Source organism: Acinetobacter sp. F9 (genome assembly GCF_019195275.1).
In the GTDB taxonomy this organism is placed as follows: domain Bacteria; phylum Pseudomonadota; class Gammaproteobacteria; order Pseudomonadales; family Moraxellaceae; genus Acinetobacter; species Acinetobacter pseudolwoffii.
In genome coordinates, this window is record NZ_CP078068.1 from 888,105 (window position 1) to 907,331 (window position 19,227).

A 19,227-nucleotide genomic window follows, 5' to 3' on the forward strand; every position below is an offset into this window, starting at 1 on the left:
TCGAAAAAATGCATGCTTTACATAAACATAACCTGAATAATTCCATTACTCTTTCAGCGTCCAGTCGCCATGTAAATTGCGCTGCCCTAAAATCTTCAGTACCAAGACCAGACTCAGCAATAACAACAAATACCAGGACCCGAGTTTGCCCCAGCCCACCATATGCCATTGTTCAATCTGACTTGGATAGAGCCAGATCTGATAAAAGGTACTGATGTTCTCGGCAATCCAGATGATAAAGGCCAGCAGCAGCAAGATCGGTAACATTGGCAACTGAAAAGCGTGCTGATTCAACTGAAAACGAATTTTAGTTTTCCAGAACATCAGCACGCTCCAGACAAATAAAAGCATGCGATAGTCAGGAATAAAAAACTTGCTCATAAAGTTGATATAAGACAACACCGCCAGCAGCAACATATGGCGAAAGCCTGGCAACTTTTCAAATGAGACCTGATATAAACGCAAGGAACGCGCAAAAAAACTGCCGACCGCAGAATACATAAAACCGGCAAATAAAGGCACGGTCATAATTTTAAAGATTGCCGGTTGTGGATAATACCAGGAGGCAATCGCAGGATGGGTCAGAAAGATTTCCATCACCATGGCCATGAGATGAAACAGCGCAATCACTTTGGCTTCGGCCCAGGATTCCAGTTTGGTATAAAGCAGCAGCACCTGAATGAGCAGGGCAAAAAATAACAGATAGTCATAACGGTAAAAACCGTAAAACAGATCACTGCCCATGGCAGCAGTGAGTGCAAACGCCAGCAGGAGTAGAATCCCAAATAAGGCAGCCGAAGCTGCCTTATAGGTAAATTCAAACCCTGATTTGAATAGATCGATCAAGGTTTAAATCCTAAAGATATTTAGCACTATACTCATGTACGGTATCAATAAAGGCTTTTGGATTGGCTGGATCGACCCACTGGGTAATGCCGTGGCCGAGGTTTGCTACATAACCGGTTTTTTCACCATTGGCATAAGCATCATCCAGCATGGCTTTGGTCGCCTTAATAATAGTTTCCGATGAACCATATAAGGTCGCAGGGTCGAGGTTACCCTGAAGCGCAGCACGACCCGCAACGGTTTGACGTGCTACATCCAGTGGTGTGGTCCAGTCCAGACCAAAGGCATCTGCGCCTGTAGCGATCATCGGTTCCAACCACTGACCGCCACCTTTGGTAAACAGAATTACTGGAATCTTGCGGCCATCTTTTTCACGGTGCAAGCCAGTAACAATCTTCTTCATATAGTTGAGCGAGAATTCAATATATTCACGATGTGCCAGTGCGCCGCCCCAACTATCAAAAATCTGTACCGCTTGTGCACCTGCATCAATCTGCGCATTCAGATAATCAATCACGGCATCGGCTAGACGTTCCAGCAAAGCATGCAGCACTTCAGGCTGTGCATACATCATATTTTTGGTGAAACGGAAATCCTTGCTTGAACCACCTTCCACCATATAAGTCGCCAAGGTCCACGGACTGCCAGAGAAACCGATCAGAGGAACCTGGCCACCCAAGGCTGAACGAATGGTCGACACTGCATTCATCACATAATCCAGATCCGATTTTGCATTAAAAGCTGGCAGATTTGCGACATCCTGCTCGGTACGGACGGTTTTATGAAATTTAGGCCCTTCACCCACTTCAAAATACAATCCTAAACCTAAAGCATCAGGCACTGTCAAAATGTCAGAGAACAAAATCGCGGCGTCCAGATCATAACGGCGTAAAGGCTGTAAGGTCACTTCACAGGCCAGTTCAGTATTTTTGCAAAGAGAAAGGAAATCTCCTGCCTGAGCACGCGTTGCGCGATATTCTGGTAAATAACGGCCCGCCTGACGCATCATCCATACCGGAGTGGCATCTACAGGTTCACGCAACAAGGCGCGCAGAAAACGATCATTTTTTAAGGTCGTCATTTACTTTCCTATCTATCTTTGATATTCGCCATATCATAACAAAAAGGTTGTATTTTTAATAACTTCTGCTGACTTTAAAAACCGATCAGCTTAAGCGGCCAAATGTGATGTTTTACACAAAACAACTACTGCATCTCCACATTTTTTCTGTAATACTTATAGTGTTTTTTCACATTTTTAAAGAAATAATTTTAAGGTTGATTTACATGTTCGTTCGCACAATGCTCGCTGTGAGTTTAGGTTGCATTTTCGCAGGTACTGTTTTTGCTGCGTCTACTGCTGAACAACCATTAAAACCCCAAGTGGTGACTGATGTTTCAGTCCAGGATCCTATTGATCCACTCGCGACTGAAGCTTCAGCCGCCCAAGCACCGGCTGAAGCCAAAATTACGGCGCAAGAACAACAAGACTTAAATCAGGCCTCTGAAGCACTGAATGAGCTACAAGATACCGAAGATCAATCTGCCGACATTGGTGCAGCGCCAAATACCAAGGCCCCGACGAACTCTGCTGCGACCAAAGCTTCGTGGACTTTAGACGGCTTAAACAATGCCCAGTGGTATGAAAACATTGGTGCAGGTCAATTTCCGGTCTACGCACGTGCACATGTCATGCTCAACAATGCTCACGCTTCACCGGGTGCGATTGATGGTACCAGCGGCAAGAACACACTGAAAGCAATTGCGTCTTTCCAGCAAATGAATGGCATCAAGCCAAATGGCGTACTGACGCAGGAAACCTGGGACAAACTGGTGGCACGTCAGGGTTCCAAGCCGACCTTTGTAGAATACACCATCACTGAAAAAGATCTGGCCGGGCCATTTGCCAAATCGATTCCTTCAGATTATGCGCTACAGGCGAAAATGAAAGGTTTGTACTACACCAGCGCATCTGAAATGCTCAGTGAAAAGTTCCATATGGATGAAAACTTCCTGAAGAAGTTGAATCCAGGTGCTAATTTTAACAAAGTCGGCCAAAAGATTCTGGTGACCAATGTTCGTAATGAGCTACCAGAAGGTATTCACTTGATTGTTGCACATAAAGGTGCCAAACAACTGTACTTATTTAACAGTAAAAATCAAATGATCGGCTCATTCCCTGCCAGTATCGGCAATACCAGTACGCCTTCACCAACGGGCACTTATAAAATCACCGGCGTTGCACCAAATCCTTGGTATAGCTACTCGCCAAGTAACTTTGTTCAAGGTAAAAACACCAAACCACTGTCTCTACCACCAGGTCCAAACGGCCCGGTCGGTAATGTCTGGATTGGCCTCAACAAAAAATCATTTGGTATTCACGGCACACCGAATCCGTCCATGATTTCTAAATCCTATTCACACGGTTGTATCCGTCTGACCAACTGGGATGCCAATGATCTTGGCCGTAAAGTCAAATCTGGCGTAACTGTTCGTTTCCTGGAATAATGATCCGTAAAATGCTTTGAATAAAATGGCCCGCTTTTCAGTGGGCTTTTTTATGACTTGATTTTAAGCTGATATATCGTTGCAAAAATGCAATGATATGTCGCCCATTTGAGATTTTTTTGAGCTTAAAACAACAGTATGATGATCTCAAGTTGAAAATAAGATCGAGATGAAATCATGAAGGCTTTTCTACATCCTAGCGAAAATCGTGGTCATGTAAAAATGGGCTGGCTGGAGTCTAAGCACAGCTTCTCATTTGGTAACTGGTATGATCCCAAGTATATGGGGATCAGTGCCTTACGTGTTATTAATGACGATTTAATCGCTGGGCATCAGGGTTTTGGAACCCATCCCCATGACAATATGGAAATCCTGACCTGCGTACTGAAAGGAACCATTACTCATCAGGACAGCATGGGTAATCATGGCGGCATTGCTGCCGGTGAATGGCAGCTCATGAGTGCCGGAACAGGTATTCGTCATAGTGAAATGAATCAGGGTGATGAACAGGTACATTTACTGCAAATCTGGATTATTCCCAATGAACAGGATGCCAAACCGAATTATCAGCAAATTCGCCTGGATCCGCATGAGCAGCCCAACCAGTGGCATTTGATTTGTGGACCGAATGGCAATGCGCCGATGCATATTCGTCAGAATACTGAAGTCAAAACTGCGGTAATTCAGCAAGGTCAAAGTTTGCAAGTGCAGGCCACCCAGCAGATCAATTATATTCATGTAGTTTCTGGCACTGTGCAGATTGCAGAACATAGAGTTGAGGCGGGTGGTGCAATTGCTTTTCTGGATGACTCAGAGATTCAAGCCATCGATGATGCGCAAGTGATCTGGTTTGATTTACCAGAAGTGCCTCACTAAGTTTTAAGGCTCTCGCCCATCATGGCTATTAATCACTTTGATGAATAGCCATTTTTTATGAATTGAGAATAAAAGTAGACAGAAGCTTTATCAGAAGATAATTTTTTAAAAACAGCTATAAAAATCACACCAATTCACATCAGTTTTTTACTTAAAATTCTGGCATTTCAGGCGAAGATGAAGCTGATTCATTTCTATTGAATGAACGCATCGCGAATGGCTGATCTGGTCATGGTCTTATATGGGATTCAACGTCTATCCAGCTTTGTATTGATTTTACGTAAACCAAAGAGCAACGCTTATGAACCAGATTTTAGAAATTCAGAATCACCAGCAACATGCTCTGCATTTTTTACTAGCGTTTTTAAAACAACAAAACTATCAGTTCACAGCTATTACTCCGTTGTCGCATCAACGGATTTTGGATCGTAAAAGAAACGAGAAAAATCAGGAAATAACCCTGCAGGATATATTTGGCTGGAATCTGGAATTTAGCAAAACCGATCTTGATCCGGTTCTTTTTTCCTTGCTGGCAAAACAGCAACTTCTACAGGTTCAGGATGAGCAATACACCAGTCTGGTCAGGGTCGCCTCACTGGAAGGTGAACTCTTTATTCACTCTTCCTTTCCAACCACACAACAAGATGCTGTTTTTTTTGGTCCGGATACGTATCGCTTTGTCTATCATCTCAAGCAATATCTAGCCACCGAACCTCGCCCTTTCAAACGGGCTGCTGAAATATGCTGTGGCACCTCTGCTGCTGCCATCAGTATCGCCAAATATTTTCCAGATCATGAGGAAATCTTTGTAGCAGATCTAAACCCCAAAGCCTTGCTCTATAGTCAGCTCAACATTGATTTTTCGGGTTTTACTTCAATCTCTCCTGTACAGAGCAATTTATTTTCCAATCTTGAAGGTCAGTTTGACCTGATTTTTGCCAATCCACCTTATTTAATTGATCCTGAGCAACGGCAATATCGTCACGGAGGTAATGAGCTCGATGGCAATGAATTATCTTTTAAAATTATAAAACAAGGCCTGCAAAGGCTAAATTCAGGCGGCCGTTTATTTTTATATACCGGCGCCACCATCACACGAAATGGCAATCGATTTTTACAGTATCTGCAAGACCTGATGCAGCAGCATCAAAATATTCACTGGTCTTATGAGGAAATTGATCCGGATATTTTTGGTGAAGAATTAGAGCAACCTGCTTATCAGCATGTGGAAAGAATTGCTCTGGCTCTGATTAAGATTGAAGTATGCGATTGAAGAATATCTGTTTATAAATTATCGACTTTTTAAATATCGGACCTCTTCAAGATCCGTTTGTTTTAAATCATTCTGTAAAATTCATCAGCAATAAAAAACCCCAATCTTTCGATTGGGGTTTTAAAAATTTGGCGGAAGCGGTGAGATTCGAACTCACGGAGGACTCACACCCTCGTCGGTTTTCAAGACCGGTGCATTAAACCGCTCTGCCACGCTTCCATGGGCGCAATAATACGGCGCTTTTATGCAACTGACAAGTGAAAATTACAGTGAATCTGATTAACTGCATATAGTTTCATCAAATCCCTACAATTTGGCGGCCAATTCGGCTCCTTCACGAATGGCACGCTTGGCATCCAGCTCGGCAGCCAGTTTAGCCCCACCAATAATATGATATTGTGCCAAGGTATTTTCCCCGGCAAGTGGCATCAAATCTTTTACCGACTCCTGTCCTGCACACACCACAATACTATCCACACGCAATAATTGAGCGTGGCCATCCACCTCAATCCATAAGCCTTCATCTGTGACAGATTTATATTGCACACCGCGCAACATGCGCACCGCGTGTTTTTTTAATTGGGCACGATGTACCCAGCCTGAAGTCTTGCCTAAGCCTGCGCCAAGCGGTGTCTTTTTACGTTGTAATAAATAAATTTCACGAATAGGTGCTTCAATTTCTGCACCTTGCATGCCGCCTTCACTGACATAATTTGGATTCGGGTCTACACCCCATTCACGTTTCCATTCATTCACAGCTTGCGGCTGTACCTGATGAGGCGGCTTTAACAAAAACTCGGACACATCAAAACCAATACCACCTGCACCAATGACTGCAACACGATCTCCGACTGGCGCACCGCGTAGTACTTCTGCATAAGACAAGACTTGCGGTGCCTGACTGCCTTCGATCTTAAGCGCTCGCGGCACGACACCAGTCGCGACAATGACTTCATCAAAACCTTCACGTTCCAGCTGTTCACGGTTCACTTGGGTATTTAATCGCACATCAACGCCGGTTTTTTCCAATTGGACTTTAAAATAACGAATCGTTTCGTGAAACTCTTCTTTCCCCGGAATGACTTTAGCCAGATTAAACTGTCCACCCACTTCATAACTGGCCTCAAACAGCGTCACATCATGCCCGCGACTGGCTGCGACTGTGGCAGCAGACAGCCCTGCAACACCACCACCGACCACTGCAATACTTTTGGCTTTTTTGGTTTTGATATAGACCAGTTCGGTTTCATAGCCGGCACGTGGATTGACCAGACAGGTTGCGCGCTGGTTTTTAAAGGTATGATCCAGACAAGCCTGATTACAGGCAATACAGGTATTGATTTCATCAACACGATTGGTCGCGGTTTTATTGACCCAGAAGGCATCTGCCAAGAATGGACGCGCCATCTGCACCATGTCTGCCTGGCCGGAAGCCAGAATTTCTTCAGCGGTATCTGGCATATTGATCCGGTTCGATGCAATGACCGGCACCGCCACGTGCTTTTTCACTTCAGCGGTATAATCGACAAAAGCTGCACGCGGTACAGAAGTCACAATGGTGGGAATACGTGCTTCATGCCAGCCAATACCGGTATTGAGTAAAGTAATCCCCGCCTTTTCCAAAGCTTTAGCCACGGTAATCACATCTTGCATGGTATTGCCATCATGTACCAGATCCAGAAGCGACAAACGGAAACAGATAATAAATTTTTCGCCAATTTCCTCACGAATCGCTTTGACAATTTCTACGGCAAAACGCATCCGGTTTTCGATCGGGCCACCCCAACGGTCAGCACGCTGATTGACATGCCGGCTTAAGAACTGATTCAGCAAATAGCCTTCAGAACCCATGATTTCTACGCCATCATAGCCGGCTTTTTTGGCAATACTGGCCGTTCTGACATAATCCTGAATGGTATTCAGAATCTGTTTATCTGACATTTCACGTGGTTTAAAGGGAGAAATCGGCGACTTGATCGGGCTGGCCGAGACCACAAAAGGCTGATAGCCATAACGTCCGGCATGCAGAATCTGCAACAGAATTTTGGCACCATGCTTATGCACTGCATGCGTCACCAAACGATGCGGCGCAATGTCCCCCAAAGTATTCATGGTACCGCCCGCCGGTAACAACCAGCCTTGACGGTTGGGCGATATTCCACCCGTAATCAGCAGACCTACGCCACCCTTTGCACGCTCACCAAAATACGCAGCCAGTTTGGGATAATTATAAAAACGATCTTCTAGGCCAGTATGCATCGATCCCATCACCACCCGGTTTTTAATGGTGGTAAAACCCAAATGCAATGGCTTTAAAATGTTGGCATAGCGCGTCGTAGTCATAACAAATCCCTGATTATATTTGGCTGAGCAAGTCATTCCCTTACTTTAACTGATTTTCAGTGGCTTTTTATGACCCGGAGTTCAGCATTTTCAGGCACAAATATCAATCTTTAGAAGAGGATCACTTTCTATTTGGCGGATTAATCCTGCCATTGTCGCGCGCTAGATTTCCATAATGCAATCACGCCCAATACTGTACCAATCGGAAAACTCAGGAGCATCAGGATGGCCATAATTCTGGATAAAGTCCGTCCTGAACCATTGCCCTGTTTGACTTTGATGCTGGCCTGTATATTAAAAAATACCAGGCCGCCTAAAAGCAGCAGCACCATACCTAAACTCAGCGTAGAAATACTGGCTTGCTGATATTCCAGATATAAAAATACCAGTGTACTAAAACCAATCAGACCGGCATAAATCCCATGCAACAGTGCCAGCGTTTCATTCTTGGTTTTAGGATTTAAATTAGGTAAGGGTGGGATATGAGTCGCCATGCATTTATTCCTGTTTTATCTGAGTTTTTAACTTTATTCGGCTGAATATAGCGAATTTTTAATTTTTTAGCAGGATTCTGCTCAAAATCGTGCAATTTATGATTATTTAAGCCTATTGAATATAGATTTTAAAACGAGTTTTTCTTTTCTAAAGCAAACCTAAATAAATTAATGATACAATTGAGACAATATGTATTTTTTCAGGCCACCAATTCTGGCGTGCCTATTTCATATCATTAGGATGAACAATGTCTGATAATGCAACTATCTTGCAGAATGTCCCAGTAGGTAAAAAAGTTGGTATTGCCTTCTCTGGTGGTCTAGATACTTCTGCTGCTCTTTTGTGGATGAAACAAAAAGGCGCTGAACCTTATGCTTACACAGCGAACTTAGGTCAGCCAGACGAAGACGATTACGATGCGATTCCAAAAAAAGCTGAAGCTTATGGCGCAGTAAAAGCACGCTTAATCGACTGCCGTTTACAGCTTGCATTAGAAGGTATTGCTGCAATTCAATGTGGCGCGTTCCACATTTCAACTGGCGGTGTTCCTTACTTTAATACGACTCCTCTTGGTCGTGCTGTTACAGGTACCATGCTTGTCACTGCCATGAAAGAAGATGACGTCAATATTTGGGGTGACGGTTCTACTTACAAAGGTAACGACATTGAACGTTTTTACCGTTATGGTTTGTTGACCAACCCTGCGCTTAAAATTTACAAGCCTTGGCTAGACCAAACCTTCATTGACGAGCTGGGTGGCCGTGCAGAAATGTCACAGTTCCTGATCGACAATGGCTTTGACTATAAAATGTCAAAAGAAAAAGCCTATTCAACTGACTCAAACATGCTGGGTGCGACGCACGAAGCCAAAGATCTTGAATACCTGAATGCAGGCATCAAAATCGTTGAGCCAATCATGGGCGTTGCGTTCTGGAAAGATGACGTAGAAGTAAAAGCTGAAGAAGTATCGATTACTTTTGAAGAAGGCTTCCCAGTTGCGATTAACGGTCAACGCATCGAAGATCCAGTTGAATTTATTCTTGAAGCGAACCGCATCGGTGGCCGTCATGGTCTAGGTATGTCGGATCAAATCGAAAACCGTATCATCGAAGCGAAATCTCGCGGTATCTATGAAGCTCCGGGAATGGCACTGCTTCACATCGCTTATGAGCGTCTGGTAACGGGTATTCATAACGAAGATACGATTGAACAATACCGCATTAACGGTTTACGTTTAGGTCGTTTGCTTTACCAAGGCCGCTGGTTCGACTCTCAAGCGCTTATGCTGCGTGAAACTGCACAGCGCTGGGTGGCTAAAGCCGTGACCGGTACTGTGACTTTAGAACTGCGTCGTGGTAATGATTACACCATCATGAACACTGAGTCGCCTAACCTGACCTATGAAGCTGAGCGCTTGACCATGGAGAAAGGTGATTCTATGTTCTCTCCAATGGATCGTATTGGTCAGTTGACCATGCGTAATCTGGACATTACCGATACCCGCGCAAAACTTGGCATCTATACAGAAACTGGTTTGCTTGCAGTGGGTACAGCATCTGCTGTTCCACAACTGAAAGACAAAAACTAAGTTTTGTTTTTGTTAAAAAACCGCTCTTGATGAGCGGTTTTTTATGGATAGTTGTTCTTGATGTTTAAAGCATCGAACCATTGGCGGTATCTGAGTTGACGGAACGAAGTGATTGATAATAAATCTGATTGCGCCCAAGCTGCTTGGCACGATACAACGCCTGATCTGCAATTCCCAATAATATATCTTTATCAGTATATGTTTCACCACGATAGACGGTAATGCCTAAACTGATGGTAATATGTTTCGCAACCAAAGATTTTTCATGGGGAATTTCCAGACGGTCAATCGCCTTAAAAATATTTGAAGCTACGGCATAAGCACCATGTGCATCTGTTTCTGGCAATAACACAACAAACTCTTCCCCGCCATAACGCGCCACAAAGTCCATATGACGGATCGCATTCTTGATGGTTCTGGCAATGGTTGAAATAACATCATCGCCTTTCTGATGCCCATAAAAATCATTATAGTTTTTAAAAAAGTCCACATCGATAAACAGAATCGCCAAGGCAGTGTCTTCACGACGGGCCCGTTCAAAATACACTTCAAGCGTTTCATCGAAGGTTCTCCGATTGGAAATCTTGGTCAGTTCATCATACTGGCTTAAATGTAATAATTCAGTGGTATGAATACGCTGGATCTGCTCACTGATTCTGGCCCGGATACTATATAAAAAAATCACACGCTCACGCGCGAAAATCATATGACTAATTACATAACCCAGTAAGCAACTCCCAATCAGAATTCGCCCAAAAACCAGCGGATTAAAGTCTATAGCCATGATTGATAATACAATAATGGTCGTTGCTGCAGCGACCAGTCCGGTGACCAGCATCTGTACAGGCTTAATACCGGTCAGGATATAACCCAGAATATAAATAATGGTGACGATTGCCATCGACTGGTGTTGTAACGCTGGGGTTTTAACCAACATCGTGATACAGGAAATCGACACCAGCATCCAGAATACCAGCAGCATTGAAGCTTGCGGAAAAAAGCGCTTGATCTTGGGTAAACAGGAAAACATATAAAAGAGAATTAATGACATACCGCCATTCAGTAGCCCGAACATAGACAGCACAAAATCATGCACGAAATATTCTTTACTGATAATCCAGTAATCTGTGGGGATCATCACCACCAGAAAAATAAAATAAGCCAATACCCCACCCCAAACATATTTTTCGACATGTTTGCGGGCACGTTCCAGATTTTTTGTCCAGAATTCCTGTTCCAGATGTTGAGGGAAGACCGGGCCTACACGCTGACTTTGGCGTGTAATTAATTCTTCTATGTTTTCCTTGTCATCTTGTAATTTCGCTAAACTGTACTTGTATTCCATTGCAAGTATTTATGTAATTTTTTTAGTAATTTTAAAATAACATACTTTTTCAAATTAATTTATAGATATCCCTTATTTTGTAGCCCTTTCTCATTACCATTTTTGCTATAGATGGATTATCATTTGTTTTATTTGTTCGACTGAATTTGCCTTGAATACGATTACGATTCTCCAGCCAGATGATTGGCACGTTCACCTGCGTGATGGTTTAGCACTTCAACGTACTGTTCCCGATTTAGCCAGACAGTTTTCTCGCGCAATCTGTATGCCGAATCTGGTACCACCCGTTAAAACCGTTGAAGAGGCCAATGCCTATCGTGAACGCATCATGGCGCACGTACCTGAAGGGATAAATTTCGACCCGCGTATGGTGCTGTATTTCACAGACAACACCCCGGCAAGTGAAGTTAAAAAGATCAAAGAATCTGCGCATGTCAATGCCATCAAGCTCTATCCTGCGGGTGCAACCACCAATTCTGATAGTGGTGTCAGCGACATGAGTAAAGTGTATGGCGTAATTGAGCAGCTTGAAGAACATCAGGTGCCTTTATTGCTGCACGGTGAAGTGACGCATAACCATATCGATATTTTTGACCGTGAAAAGCGCTTTCTGGATGAAGTCCTCGCACCCTTGCTCAGACAGTTCCCTAAGCTGAAACTGGTGTTAGAGCACATTACTACCAGCGAAGCTGCAAACTTTGTGCTTGAGCAAGACCGTAATGTTGCTGCCACTATTACGCCGCAACATTTATTGTTCAACCGTAATGACATGCTGGTGGGTGGCATCAAGCCGCATTTCTACTGCTTGCCAATTTTAAAACGTCAAACCCATCAGCAAACCTTGCTGGAAGTGGCGACTAGTGGCAATCCTAAATTTTTCCTAGGCACCGACAGCGCACCACATTCAAAAAATGCAAAAGAAAATGCGTGTGGCTGTGCAGGATGTTATAGTGCGCCGACTGCCATTGAGCTGTATGCTCAGGCATTTGATCAAGTAGGTAAAATTGAACGTCTGGAAGGTTTTGCCAGCCACTTTGGTGCAGACTTCTATGGCCTGCCACGTAATACCAGTACCATTACACTGGTTAAAGAAGATCAAGTAATCCCTGAAAGTTTAGACTATTTGGATGGTGAACAGATTATTCCGCTCTATGCGGGTAAAACCATTCAATGGAGAAAAGTGTGACAAATGAAACCCTCCCAATCATTGGTCAACGTTTTCGTGGATTCTTACCTGTAGTTGTCGATGTCGAGACGGCAGGTTTTAATGCACAGACTGATGCATTGCTGGAAATTGCGGCCATTCCGATTGTTTATAATGAGGATGGCCAGTTTGTGCCGGGTCAAGCTTACCATGCACATATCAATCCTTTTGAAGGGGCCAACCTCGATCGTAGGTCACTGGAATTCATCGGCATTGATCCGTCAAATCCGATGCGAATTGCCATGGCTGAAGATGAGAAAACCGCATTAAAGCGTATTTTCAAATCGGTCAATGACGTGCGCCGTCAGCAAAACTGTACCCATGCGGTTTTGGTGGGTCACAATGCACATTTCGATTTAGGTTTTGTTCAGGCAGCAATTGCCCGTACCGGCACCAAAAACCAGAACCCGTTCCATAGTTTTTCTGTGTTTGACACGGTGACCTTGAGTGCGGTGATGTTTGGTCAAACCGTACTGGCGAAATCCTGTATTCAGGCCGGGATCGATTTTGATGGCAAAGAAGCTCACTCTGCGTTATATGACACACAGAAGACGGCTGAACTGTTTTGCTATATTTTAAACAAACTCGCGCCTCACCTGCTTGACACTCTGGTGGCGGATCAATAAGATACCGCCATCTTCTAAACGTCCCTATCGTCTAGAGGCCTAGGACATCGCCCTTTCACGGCGGTAACCGGGGTTCGAATCCCCGTAGGGACGCCATATATTTTCCTCCCTTTTCATATTTTTATTTTTCAGCGACTTAAGCTGCTTAAATCTTACACATTTAAAGCCCAATTAATGCAAATAATTCTCATTACTATTGATTATAGCAATTAAGTTAATGATAATCGCTTTCATTATCTTTCAAAGATTTAACCTTCTCATGCGTTTTGCCTACTCTTCACTTTCACTTGCTATATTGGCAGCTTTATCAACCTCTAGTTTCGCAGAAGAATCCAGTTATCAAGAATCTGTCCCCAATGAGGCAACACTTAAGTTCAACACGATTATTGTCGAAGCTCAGCAAGGAAATGAAGTTGGGAAAACGGTTTATAGCAAAGAAGATTTAGCAAAAACGCCGAATAGCTCAAAGAATATAACTGATTTTTTAAAGGTGAATCCGAATGTGCAGTTTAGCCAATCACAGTTAGCAGCAGGCTCACAAGGTGAACTTAAACCCTCTGAAATTTCTATCAATGGTGCTCAAACCTTCCAAAATAATTTTATTGTGAATGGCGTATCCAATAACCTATTAATTAACCCTGCTGATGGTCCAAGTAACTACAATACATTTAGCACTGGCTCTCAAGCGATGGCTGTCAATACAGACTTACTGTGTGATTTGGAAGTACTCGACAGCAATGTTTCTGCTGAATATGGTCAGTTTACCGGTGGCGTGGTCAATGCAAAGACCTGTGCACCACAAACTGAAATTAGAAAAATTCATGGTACTGTCACATATGATTACACAGAAAGTGACTGGGCTCGCTTTAATGCTGTTAGCCCATTAGAAGAAGAGCTCTTTGAAGAGCCGACTGAAGCCTATCAAAAGGAATATACCAAACAAGGTTTAAGTGCCAATATTTATGGCAAGCTTTCAGAGCAATGGGGGTTTAATAGTTATGCATCAAAACGTAAATCTATTATTCCTGTAATGAGTGGTTTTGATGACCCGAAAAAAATCGATCAAGAACGCAGTAATACCAACATTGGTTCAACCTTCTTCTATAACCCAAGCGAGACAGTGAAAGCTAAATTTGGATTTGATTATGCTTTACTTGACAGCTTGAATTATGCTGAAAGCCGTCGCAACTCAGCCAGTACGCTTGACACAGAAACGACAACAATGTTTTCAGAGTTAGAACACCACATAGGATCTGTAACATTAACGCATAAACTCAACTTCCAAAGTGCTGATAATGTCCGAAACTCAGAAAACAACTATGGTTTTATTTGGCATTATGCTGAAGGCAGTAAAGATTGGACCGACTCAAAAACCGTATCTGAAGGTACGCTTTTTGGTCAGCTAGAACAAAATCAAACTGCGCTCAACTACGACTTAAAAGCAGCCTTTGATCCATTCAAAATTGGTACGACTCAGCATAAGATTACAGCGGGTACAGGATACACTCATGCAGAAGTGGATTGGAAACGTGCCTCTGATGTATATATGTCAAATGTTTCAGCTGTCAATATGAAAAATTTAGCTAACAATACCTGTTTAGCTGATGATGCTTTATGCGATGCGACACCCACGATTCAAGGTTGGACAGGACAATATGTCGCTGCAGGTTCATTGTATAAAGCTGGACAATTCTCTGCTCAACAAGACCGCTTCAATGCTTTCCTTGAAGACAACATTCAATGGAACGATCAATTATCGACCCGAGTAGGTGTCCGTGCCGACTACGACTCTTTAAGCGGTAATTTCAATATTTCTCCACGTAGTTCCGTGTCTTATAAGCCCTTTGCGAATGACAAACTGCAATTTTTAGCAGGCTGGAATCGTTACTATGGTCAGCAAACATTAGGCACCGAACTCAACGATGGTATTGGTGAGTTGATGTATAAATTCTCACGTGAGAATCCGCAGGCGGACTGGGTCACATCTGCAACGAACTCAGCAAATGCCACGCGTCGCTCTGACCTAGACACACCATTTAGTGATGAAACTGTTTTGGGTATCAACACCCAATTACATTCTTGGGATTTAGGTCTTAAGTGGGTGAATCGCAAATACCAAGATGAAATTTCACGTACCCACACCGATATCCCAAAAGATGGTTTCAACTTCTCTTATGAATATAGCAATGATGGTCATGGTGAAGCCGACATCTACACACTCACATTAAAAAATCGTGAAGCTTTGAAATTCGCTAGTACACAGCATTTCATTGCTTTTGGTTTTGACTATAGCGATGTATTCCGCAGTTATACCGATTATACCGACAAATTCATAACCGCAGATCAAGATGAACTCGTGTCCTATAACGGTAAAATTATGCATTGGTCAGAGCGTCCTGCACAAAACTTCAACCAACCATGGACTGCCCGTGTAAATTGGGATATTGCTTTCGATCACGCACCAGTAAAACTTTCAAACTTCTTTAGCTATAAAGACAGTTACGACGATATGATCACAGTGACCAGTAAAGATGACAAAGTAGAATATGAAGGTAATCTTCTTGATACTTATATTGCTTCTGAAATTAAACCTAAATTTATCTGGGATATGCGTACAACTTATGATTGGAAACTTTCAAAAGATTTACATGCAATCTTTGGTTTAACTATTAACAATGTAACTAACCGCACCAACACGTATACCACCAAATCAACAATCGCAAGCAAACCAAGAGTTATGACTGAAATCGGCCGCCAGTTTATCGCCGATGTCACTTTCAAATTCTAAGTTTTATAGAGAGCACTCCGGTGCTCTTTTTAATTTGCTTAGGCTATAATTAATGCAATTTCGTACTTTGTCTATGTGCCATGTTAAAAAAGATCTTACTGGTTTTACTGATTTTAGCTCCTTCACTGCTTTATCTTTATATCGTGAACCGTGAAGAGAAAGTAGAAACACCTGCCGAGCAGACTGCTCCTGTGCATAACCCGACAGAATACCAAACACCCGATCATTAAAATCTGGCTGTTTTAAACTCCTGCCAGCCGCGGGAGTTTCATTTTCCGCCTAAATGACGAGCAAATAAGCCCAATCATTCGATTTATTTAAGCCCTCAATAAAATTAATGCATTACTCCTGTTTAATGTTTGAACTTTTAGCGCTTTTTTATATAAAAGCCTTTTGACAAAAACCAATTGAGTCCTTAATATACGCATCACCTCGCAACGTCCCTATCGTCTAGAGGCCTAGGACATCGCCCTTTCACGGCGGTAACCGGGGTTCGAATCCCCGTAGGGACGCCATCTATTGATCGCATACGATCAAGCCTTATTCAAAATTATTATTAATACATTGCAGATTTGTAGTTTTTCACTACAATAACTCGCTTCATTCTTCTGATTTTTTTCAACTCCTATGCACTCATCTCCGAATGATGCTACGCATCAGGGCAATTCTGCGCCTTTAAAACGCGCTATGAGTACTCGACATCTGGTCATGATTTCGCTTGGTGGCGCAATCGGAACAGGCCTATTTTTAGGGTCGGGTGAAGTCATTGCACAAACGGGGCCTGTAGGTGCCATTATTGCTTATCTCCTGGGCGGCATTATCGCTTACATGGTTATGCTCTGTCTGGGCGAACTTGCTGTTCATATGCCAGAATCTGGTTCATTTGGTGCTTATGCCAAACGTTATATTGGACCGGGTACAGGCTATACCATCACTTGGTTATACTGGCTGACCTGGTCTGTCACTCTGGGAACCGAATTTACTGCAGCCGCCTTGCTGATGCAGGAATGGTTCCCGGATATTTCCATGTGGTTATGGACCATTATTTTTGGTGTCTTTGTATTTAGCTTAAATATGATTTCGACCAAATGGTTTGCCGAATCCGAATTCTGGTTGGCACTGGTGAAAGTAGTCACTGTTGTTGCCTTTATTGTTTTGGGCTTACTGGCCATCTTTGGTGTTTTGGGCTATCAGGGCTACGAAGCTGCGCCTCTATTTACCAATCTGACTGCCCAGGGCTGGTTCCCTGAAGGTCTATTCCCGATTTTTGCGACCATGCTGATCGTGAACTTTGCCTTTTCGGGTACAGAGCTGATTGGTGTTGCGGCGGGTGAAACTGAAGATCCTGCGAAAAATGTCCCTAAAGCCATTAATACTGCGATTTTCCGCTTATTAATTTTCTTTGTGGGGACGATTATCGTGGTGACGGCCTTACTCCCGCATCAGGAAGCTGGCTTGGCAGCTGAAGGTGTCAGTAGCAGTCCATTCGTAACGGTATTCCAGCACATCGGTATTCCTTATGCTGAAGACATCATCCGCTTTGTGATTATCACTGCGTTACTTTCTGCTGCCAACTCGGGCTTATTTGCCGCTTCTCGTATGATGTGGTCATTGTCCTACAGCAAACAGTTACCTGCCGTATTCTCAAGACTCAATGCTCGCGGTGTACCGTATATTGCAGTCATGGTGACCATGCTCGGTGCATTGCCAGGCCTGCTGTCTGAACAATTTGCGCCAGAAACCATCTTTACCAACCTACTGGGCATTGCGGCGTTTACCATGGTGGTGGTCTGGATGAGTATTTGTTTAAGTCAGTTCAACTTCCGCCGGCAGTGGTATAAACAGGGTCGCACGGTCAAAGAACTGGGCTTTGCAGCACCATTGTTTCCGATTGTGCCGATTTTAGGCTTCGTGTTCTGTTTTATTACCTGTGTCAGTATGGTCTTTGATCCATCAATGCGCATCAGCTTCTTTGGCTGTCTGCTGTTTATTGCAGCCTGCTATGCCAGTTATTATGCGTTCTACCATAACAAGTCTTAAGCATCAGCTTTAAAAGAGCGACTTCGGTCGCTCTTTTTTGTCTATACTGATTGTATATTGGGCAGCTTCAATGGTGCGTCGATGAAAATTGTGTTTATTCACGGCATGAACAAGCAACAGTATACGGCGCCTTCATTACGCCAACATTGGCTGCATCTTCTCAAAAGAGGCCTCAGAAATAACCCGCAACAGCAAGCCCGTTTTAGCTATTTAAAACGGCATATCCGTATCCCTTTTTATGGTGATTTACTCTCTCGACATCATTTGCATAATCTACTCAATGCCAGCACCTTAATGCCGCAGCAATGGCCGCATTTCCCTTTTCTACATCCGGCACAGCGGCAAGCCGTACCACCAACCAATCAGTGCAAATATCAAGTTTGTGATGTGCCCCAGTTAAATCCAGATAAGACATTCAACTTTGATCAAAAGCTGAATTTTATTACAGCATTAAGCAAAGATATTGCCTTGCGGGATTTTGCGGTACTCATTAATTATTTCCCCAGTTTACACGCCAGTTTTTTGCATAAGTTCCTGCTGGAAACCTATCTTTATTTGGCCAATCCGACTTTTATGCAGGAAGTTCATCGGCGCATTCATCATCAACTGCATAGCAGCAAACCACAGATTCTGGTGGCACATTCGCTGGGTAGCGTGATCGCCTATAACTATTTGCTTCAACATCCAGAACTGAATATCCAGCGTTTTATTACCCTCGGATCACCGCTGGAATTTCGTGTCATTCAGGCGCATCTTCCGCAACCGATGATAAGACCTGCTGCAATTTCAGGCGATTGGATAAATTTCTATTCACATGATGATTTTCTCACCGCATTTCCACTCTCAGCAGCTTCATTTAATTTTCAGCCTGCCATTATCAATCAGGAAATTCGTACCTTTGTACAACGTCCACATTATATTGCGGGCTATTTACAGCATCCCCAAGTGTTAGCTGCCATGCTGGAATTGCTTAAAAATTCAGCTTAATTTAAATCATTTTCCATTATTTCAACAATATTGTTTTAAATTTACGCACTCAATCCAGAAAATAAAAATTTTTATAGAAATGCGTTTGACACCCCCCTATTTTCACCCTATTATACGCCCACCTCTGAAACGTCCCTATCGTCTAGAGGCCTAGGACATCGCCCTTTCACGGCGGTAACCGGGGTTCGAATCCCCGTAGGGACGCCAATTTTCAGAAGTACATTTTATTAAGTCCCTATCGTCTAGAGGCCTAGGACATCGCCCTTTCACGGCGGTAACCGGGGTTCGAATCCCCGTAGGGACGCCAT

General features: G+C 43.3%; 15 protein-coding genes and 5 tRNA genes. 14 read left to right on the top strand and 6 right to left on the bottom strand.

The window, feature by feature from the left end; genetic code table 11:
• Positions 1 to 45: 45 nt before the first annotated feature.
• On the bottom strand, positions 46 to 846 hold the full coding sequence (locus KT990_RS04350; RefSeq protein ID WP_005096399.1) for a DUF817 family protein: 801 nt from the start codon (positions 844 to 846) through the stop codon (positions 46 to 48).
• A gap of 10 nt (positions 847 to 856) precedes the next feature.
• Entirely contained in the window at positions 857 to 1,927 is a 1,071-nt protein-coding gene (gene hemE / locus KT990_RS04355) for a uroporphyrinogen decarboxylase (protein WP_005096398.1), read from the bottom strand.
• 206 nt (positions 1,928 to 2,133) lie between these two features.
• Here hemE and KT990_RS04360 point away from each other — a divergent pair, with 206 nt between their 5' ends.
• The 3 genes from KT990_RS04360 (at position 2,134) to KT990_RS04370 (ending at position 5,503) form a co-directional block, all read left to right on the top strand.
• Positions 2,134 to 3,354, top strand: coding sequence for a L,D-transpeptidase family protein (locus tag KT990_RS04360; protein ID WP_218209220.1), 1,221 nt, complete (start codon positions 2,134 to 2,136; stop codon positions 3,352 to 3,354).
• A 177-nt stretch (positions 3,355 to 3,531) separates the two neighbouring features.
• The gene (locus tag KT990_RS04365) at positions 3,532 to 4,230 is read left to right on the top strand and encodes a pirin family protein (RefSeq protein WP_218209221.1); all 699 of its coding nucleotides are present in this window, start codon (positions 3,532 to 3,534) and stop codon (positions 4,228 to 4,230) included.
• A gap of 301 nt (positions 4,231 to 4,531) precedes the next feature.
• Entirely contained in the window at positions 4,532 to 5,503 is a 972-nt protein-coding gene (locus tag KT990_RS04370; RefSeq protein ID WP_180085208.1) for a methyltransferase, read from the top strand.
• Positions 5,504 to 5,632: 129 nt separating this feature from the next.
• Here KT990_RS04370 and KT990_RS04375 read toward each other — a convergent pair.
• From KT990_RS04375 to KT990_RS04385, 3 genes are all read right to left on the bottom strand, one after another.
• Positions 5,633 to 5,722, bottom strand: a tRNA-Ser gene (locus KT990_RS04375).
• Positions 5,723 to 5,809: 87 nt separating this feature from the next.
• Positions 5,810 to 7,846 (bottom strand): NADPH-dependent 2,4-dienoyl-CoA reductase, encoded by a 2,037-nt coding sequence (locus tag KT990_RS04380; protein ID WP_218209222.1) that lies wholly within the window; start codon positions 7,844 to 7,846, stop codon positions 5,810 to 5,812.
• A gap of 140 nt (positions 7,847 to 7,986) precedes the next feature.
• Positions 7,987 to 8,340 carry a hypothetical protein gene (locus KT990_RS04385; protein ID WP_100534377.1) on the bottom strand — a complete coding sequence of 118 codons (354 nt, stop codon included), beginning with the start codon at positions 8,338 to 8,340 and terminating at the stop codon, positions 7,987 to 7,989.
• A gap of 248 nt (positions 8,341 to 8,588) precedes the next feature.
• Here KT990_RS04385 and argG point away from each other — a divergent pair, with 248 nt between their 5' ends.
• Positions 8,589 to 9,929 carry an argininosuccinate synthase gene (argG, locus tag KT990_RS04390; protein ID WP_218209223.1) on the top strand — a complete coding sequence of 447 codons (1,341 nt, stop codon included), beginning with the start codon at positions 8,589 to 8,591 and terminating at the stop codon, positions 9,927 to 9,929.
• 64 nt (positions 9,930 to 9,993) lie between these two features.
• Here the strand turns inward: argG and KT990_RS04395 are convergent, their stop codons facing one another.
• A complete protein-coding gene (locus KT990_RS04395) occupies positions 9,994 to 11,274 on the bottom strand; it encodes a GGDEF domain-containing protein (RefSeq protein WP_100328772.1) in 1,281 nt (426 codons plus the stop codon).
• 151 nt (positions 11,275 to 11,425) lie between these two features.
• Between KT990_RS04395 and pyrC the strand changes: the two genes are divergently transcribed.
• From pyrC to KT990_RS04445, 10 genes are all read left to right on the top strand, one after another.
• Complete coding sequence (gene pyrC / locus KT990_RS04400; protein ID WP_100534379.1) at positions 11,426 to 12,460, top strand: dihydroorotase; 1,035 nt, start codon at positions 11,426 to 11,428, stop codon at positions 12,458 to 12,460.
• On the top strand, positions 12,445 to 13,104 hold the full coding sequence (gene rnt / locus KT990_RS04405; protein WP_034608604.1) for a ribonuclease T: 660 nt from the start codon (positions 12,445 to 12,447) through the stop codon (positions 13,102 to 13,104). The genes pyrC and rnt overlap by 16 nt, the downstream gene beginning before the upstream one ends.
• 20 nt (positions 13,105 to 13,124) lie before the next feature.
• Positions 13,125 to 13,200: transfer RNA gene (locus KT990_RS04410), tRNA-Glu, on the top strand.
• Positions 13,201 to 13,363: 163 nt separating this feature from the next.
• Entirely contained in the window at positions 13,364 to 15,892 is a 2,529-nt protein-coding gene (locus tag KT990_RS04415) for a TonB-dependent receptor plug domain-containing protein (protein ID WP_218209224.1), read from the top strand.
• An 80-nt stretch (positions 15,893 to 15,972) separates the two neighbouring features.
• Positions 15,973 to 16,122: a hypothetical protein gene (locus KT990_RS04420; RefSeq protein WP_005096385.1), complete on the top strand. Its 150-nt coding sequence runs from the start codon at positions 15,973 to 15,975 to the stop codon at positions 16,120 to 16,122.
• 209 nt (positions 16,123 to 16,331) lie between these two features.
• A tRNA-Glu gene (locus KT990_RS04425) sits at positions 16,332 to 16,407 on the top strand.
• A gap of 112 nt (positions 16,408 to 16,519) precedes the next feature.
• A complete protein-coding gene (locus KT990_RS04430; protein ID WP_100357224.1) occupies positions 16,520 to 17,932 on the top strand; it encodes an amino acid permease in 1,413 nt (470 codons plus the stop codon).
• A gap of 81 nt (positions 17,933 to 18,013) precedes the next feature.
• Complete coding sequence (locus KT990_RS04435) at positions 18,014 to 18,919, top strand: alpha/beta fold hydrolase (protein ID WP_100355246.1); 906 nt, start codon at positions 18,014 to 18,016, stop codon at positions 18,917 to 18,919.
• A 131-nt stretch (positions 18,920 to 19,050) separates the two neighbouring features.
• Positions 19,051 to 19,126: transfer RNA gene (locus KT990_RS04440), tRNA-Glu, on the top strand.
• 24 nt (positions 19,127 to 19,150) lie between these two features.
• Positions 19,151 to 19,226, top strand: a tRNA-Glu gene (locus KT990_RS04445).
• Position 19,227: the final 1 nt, after the last annotated feature.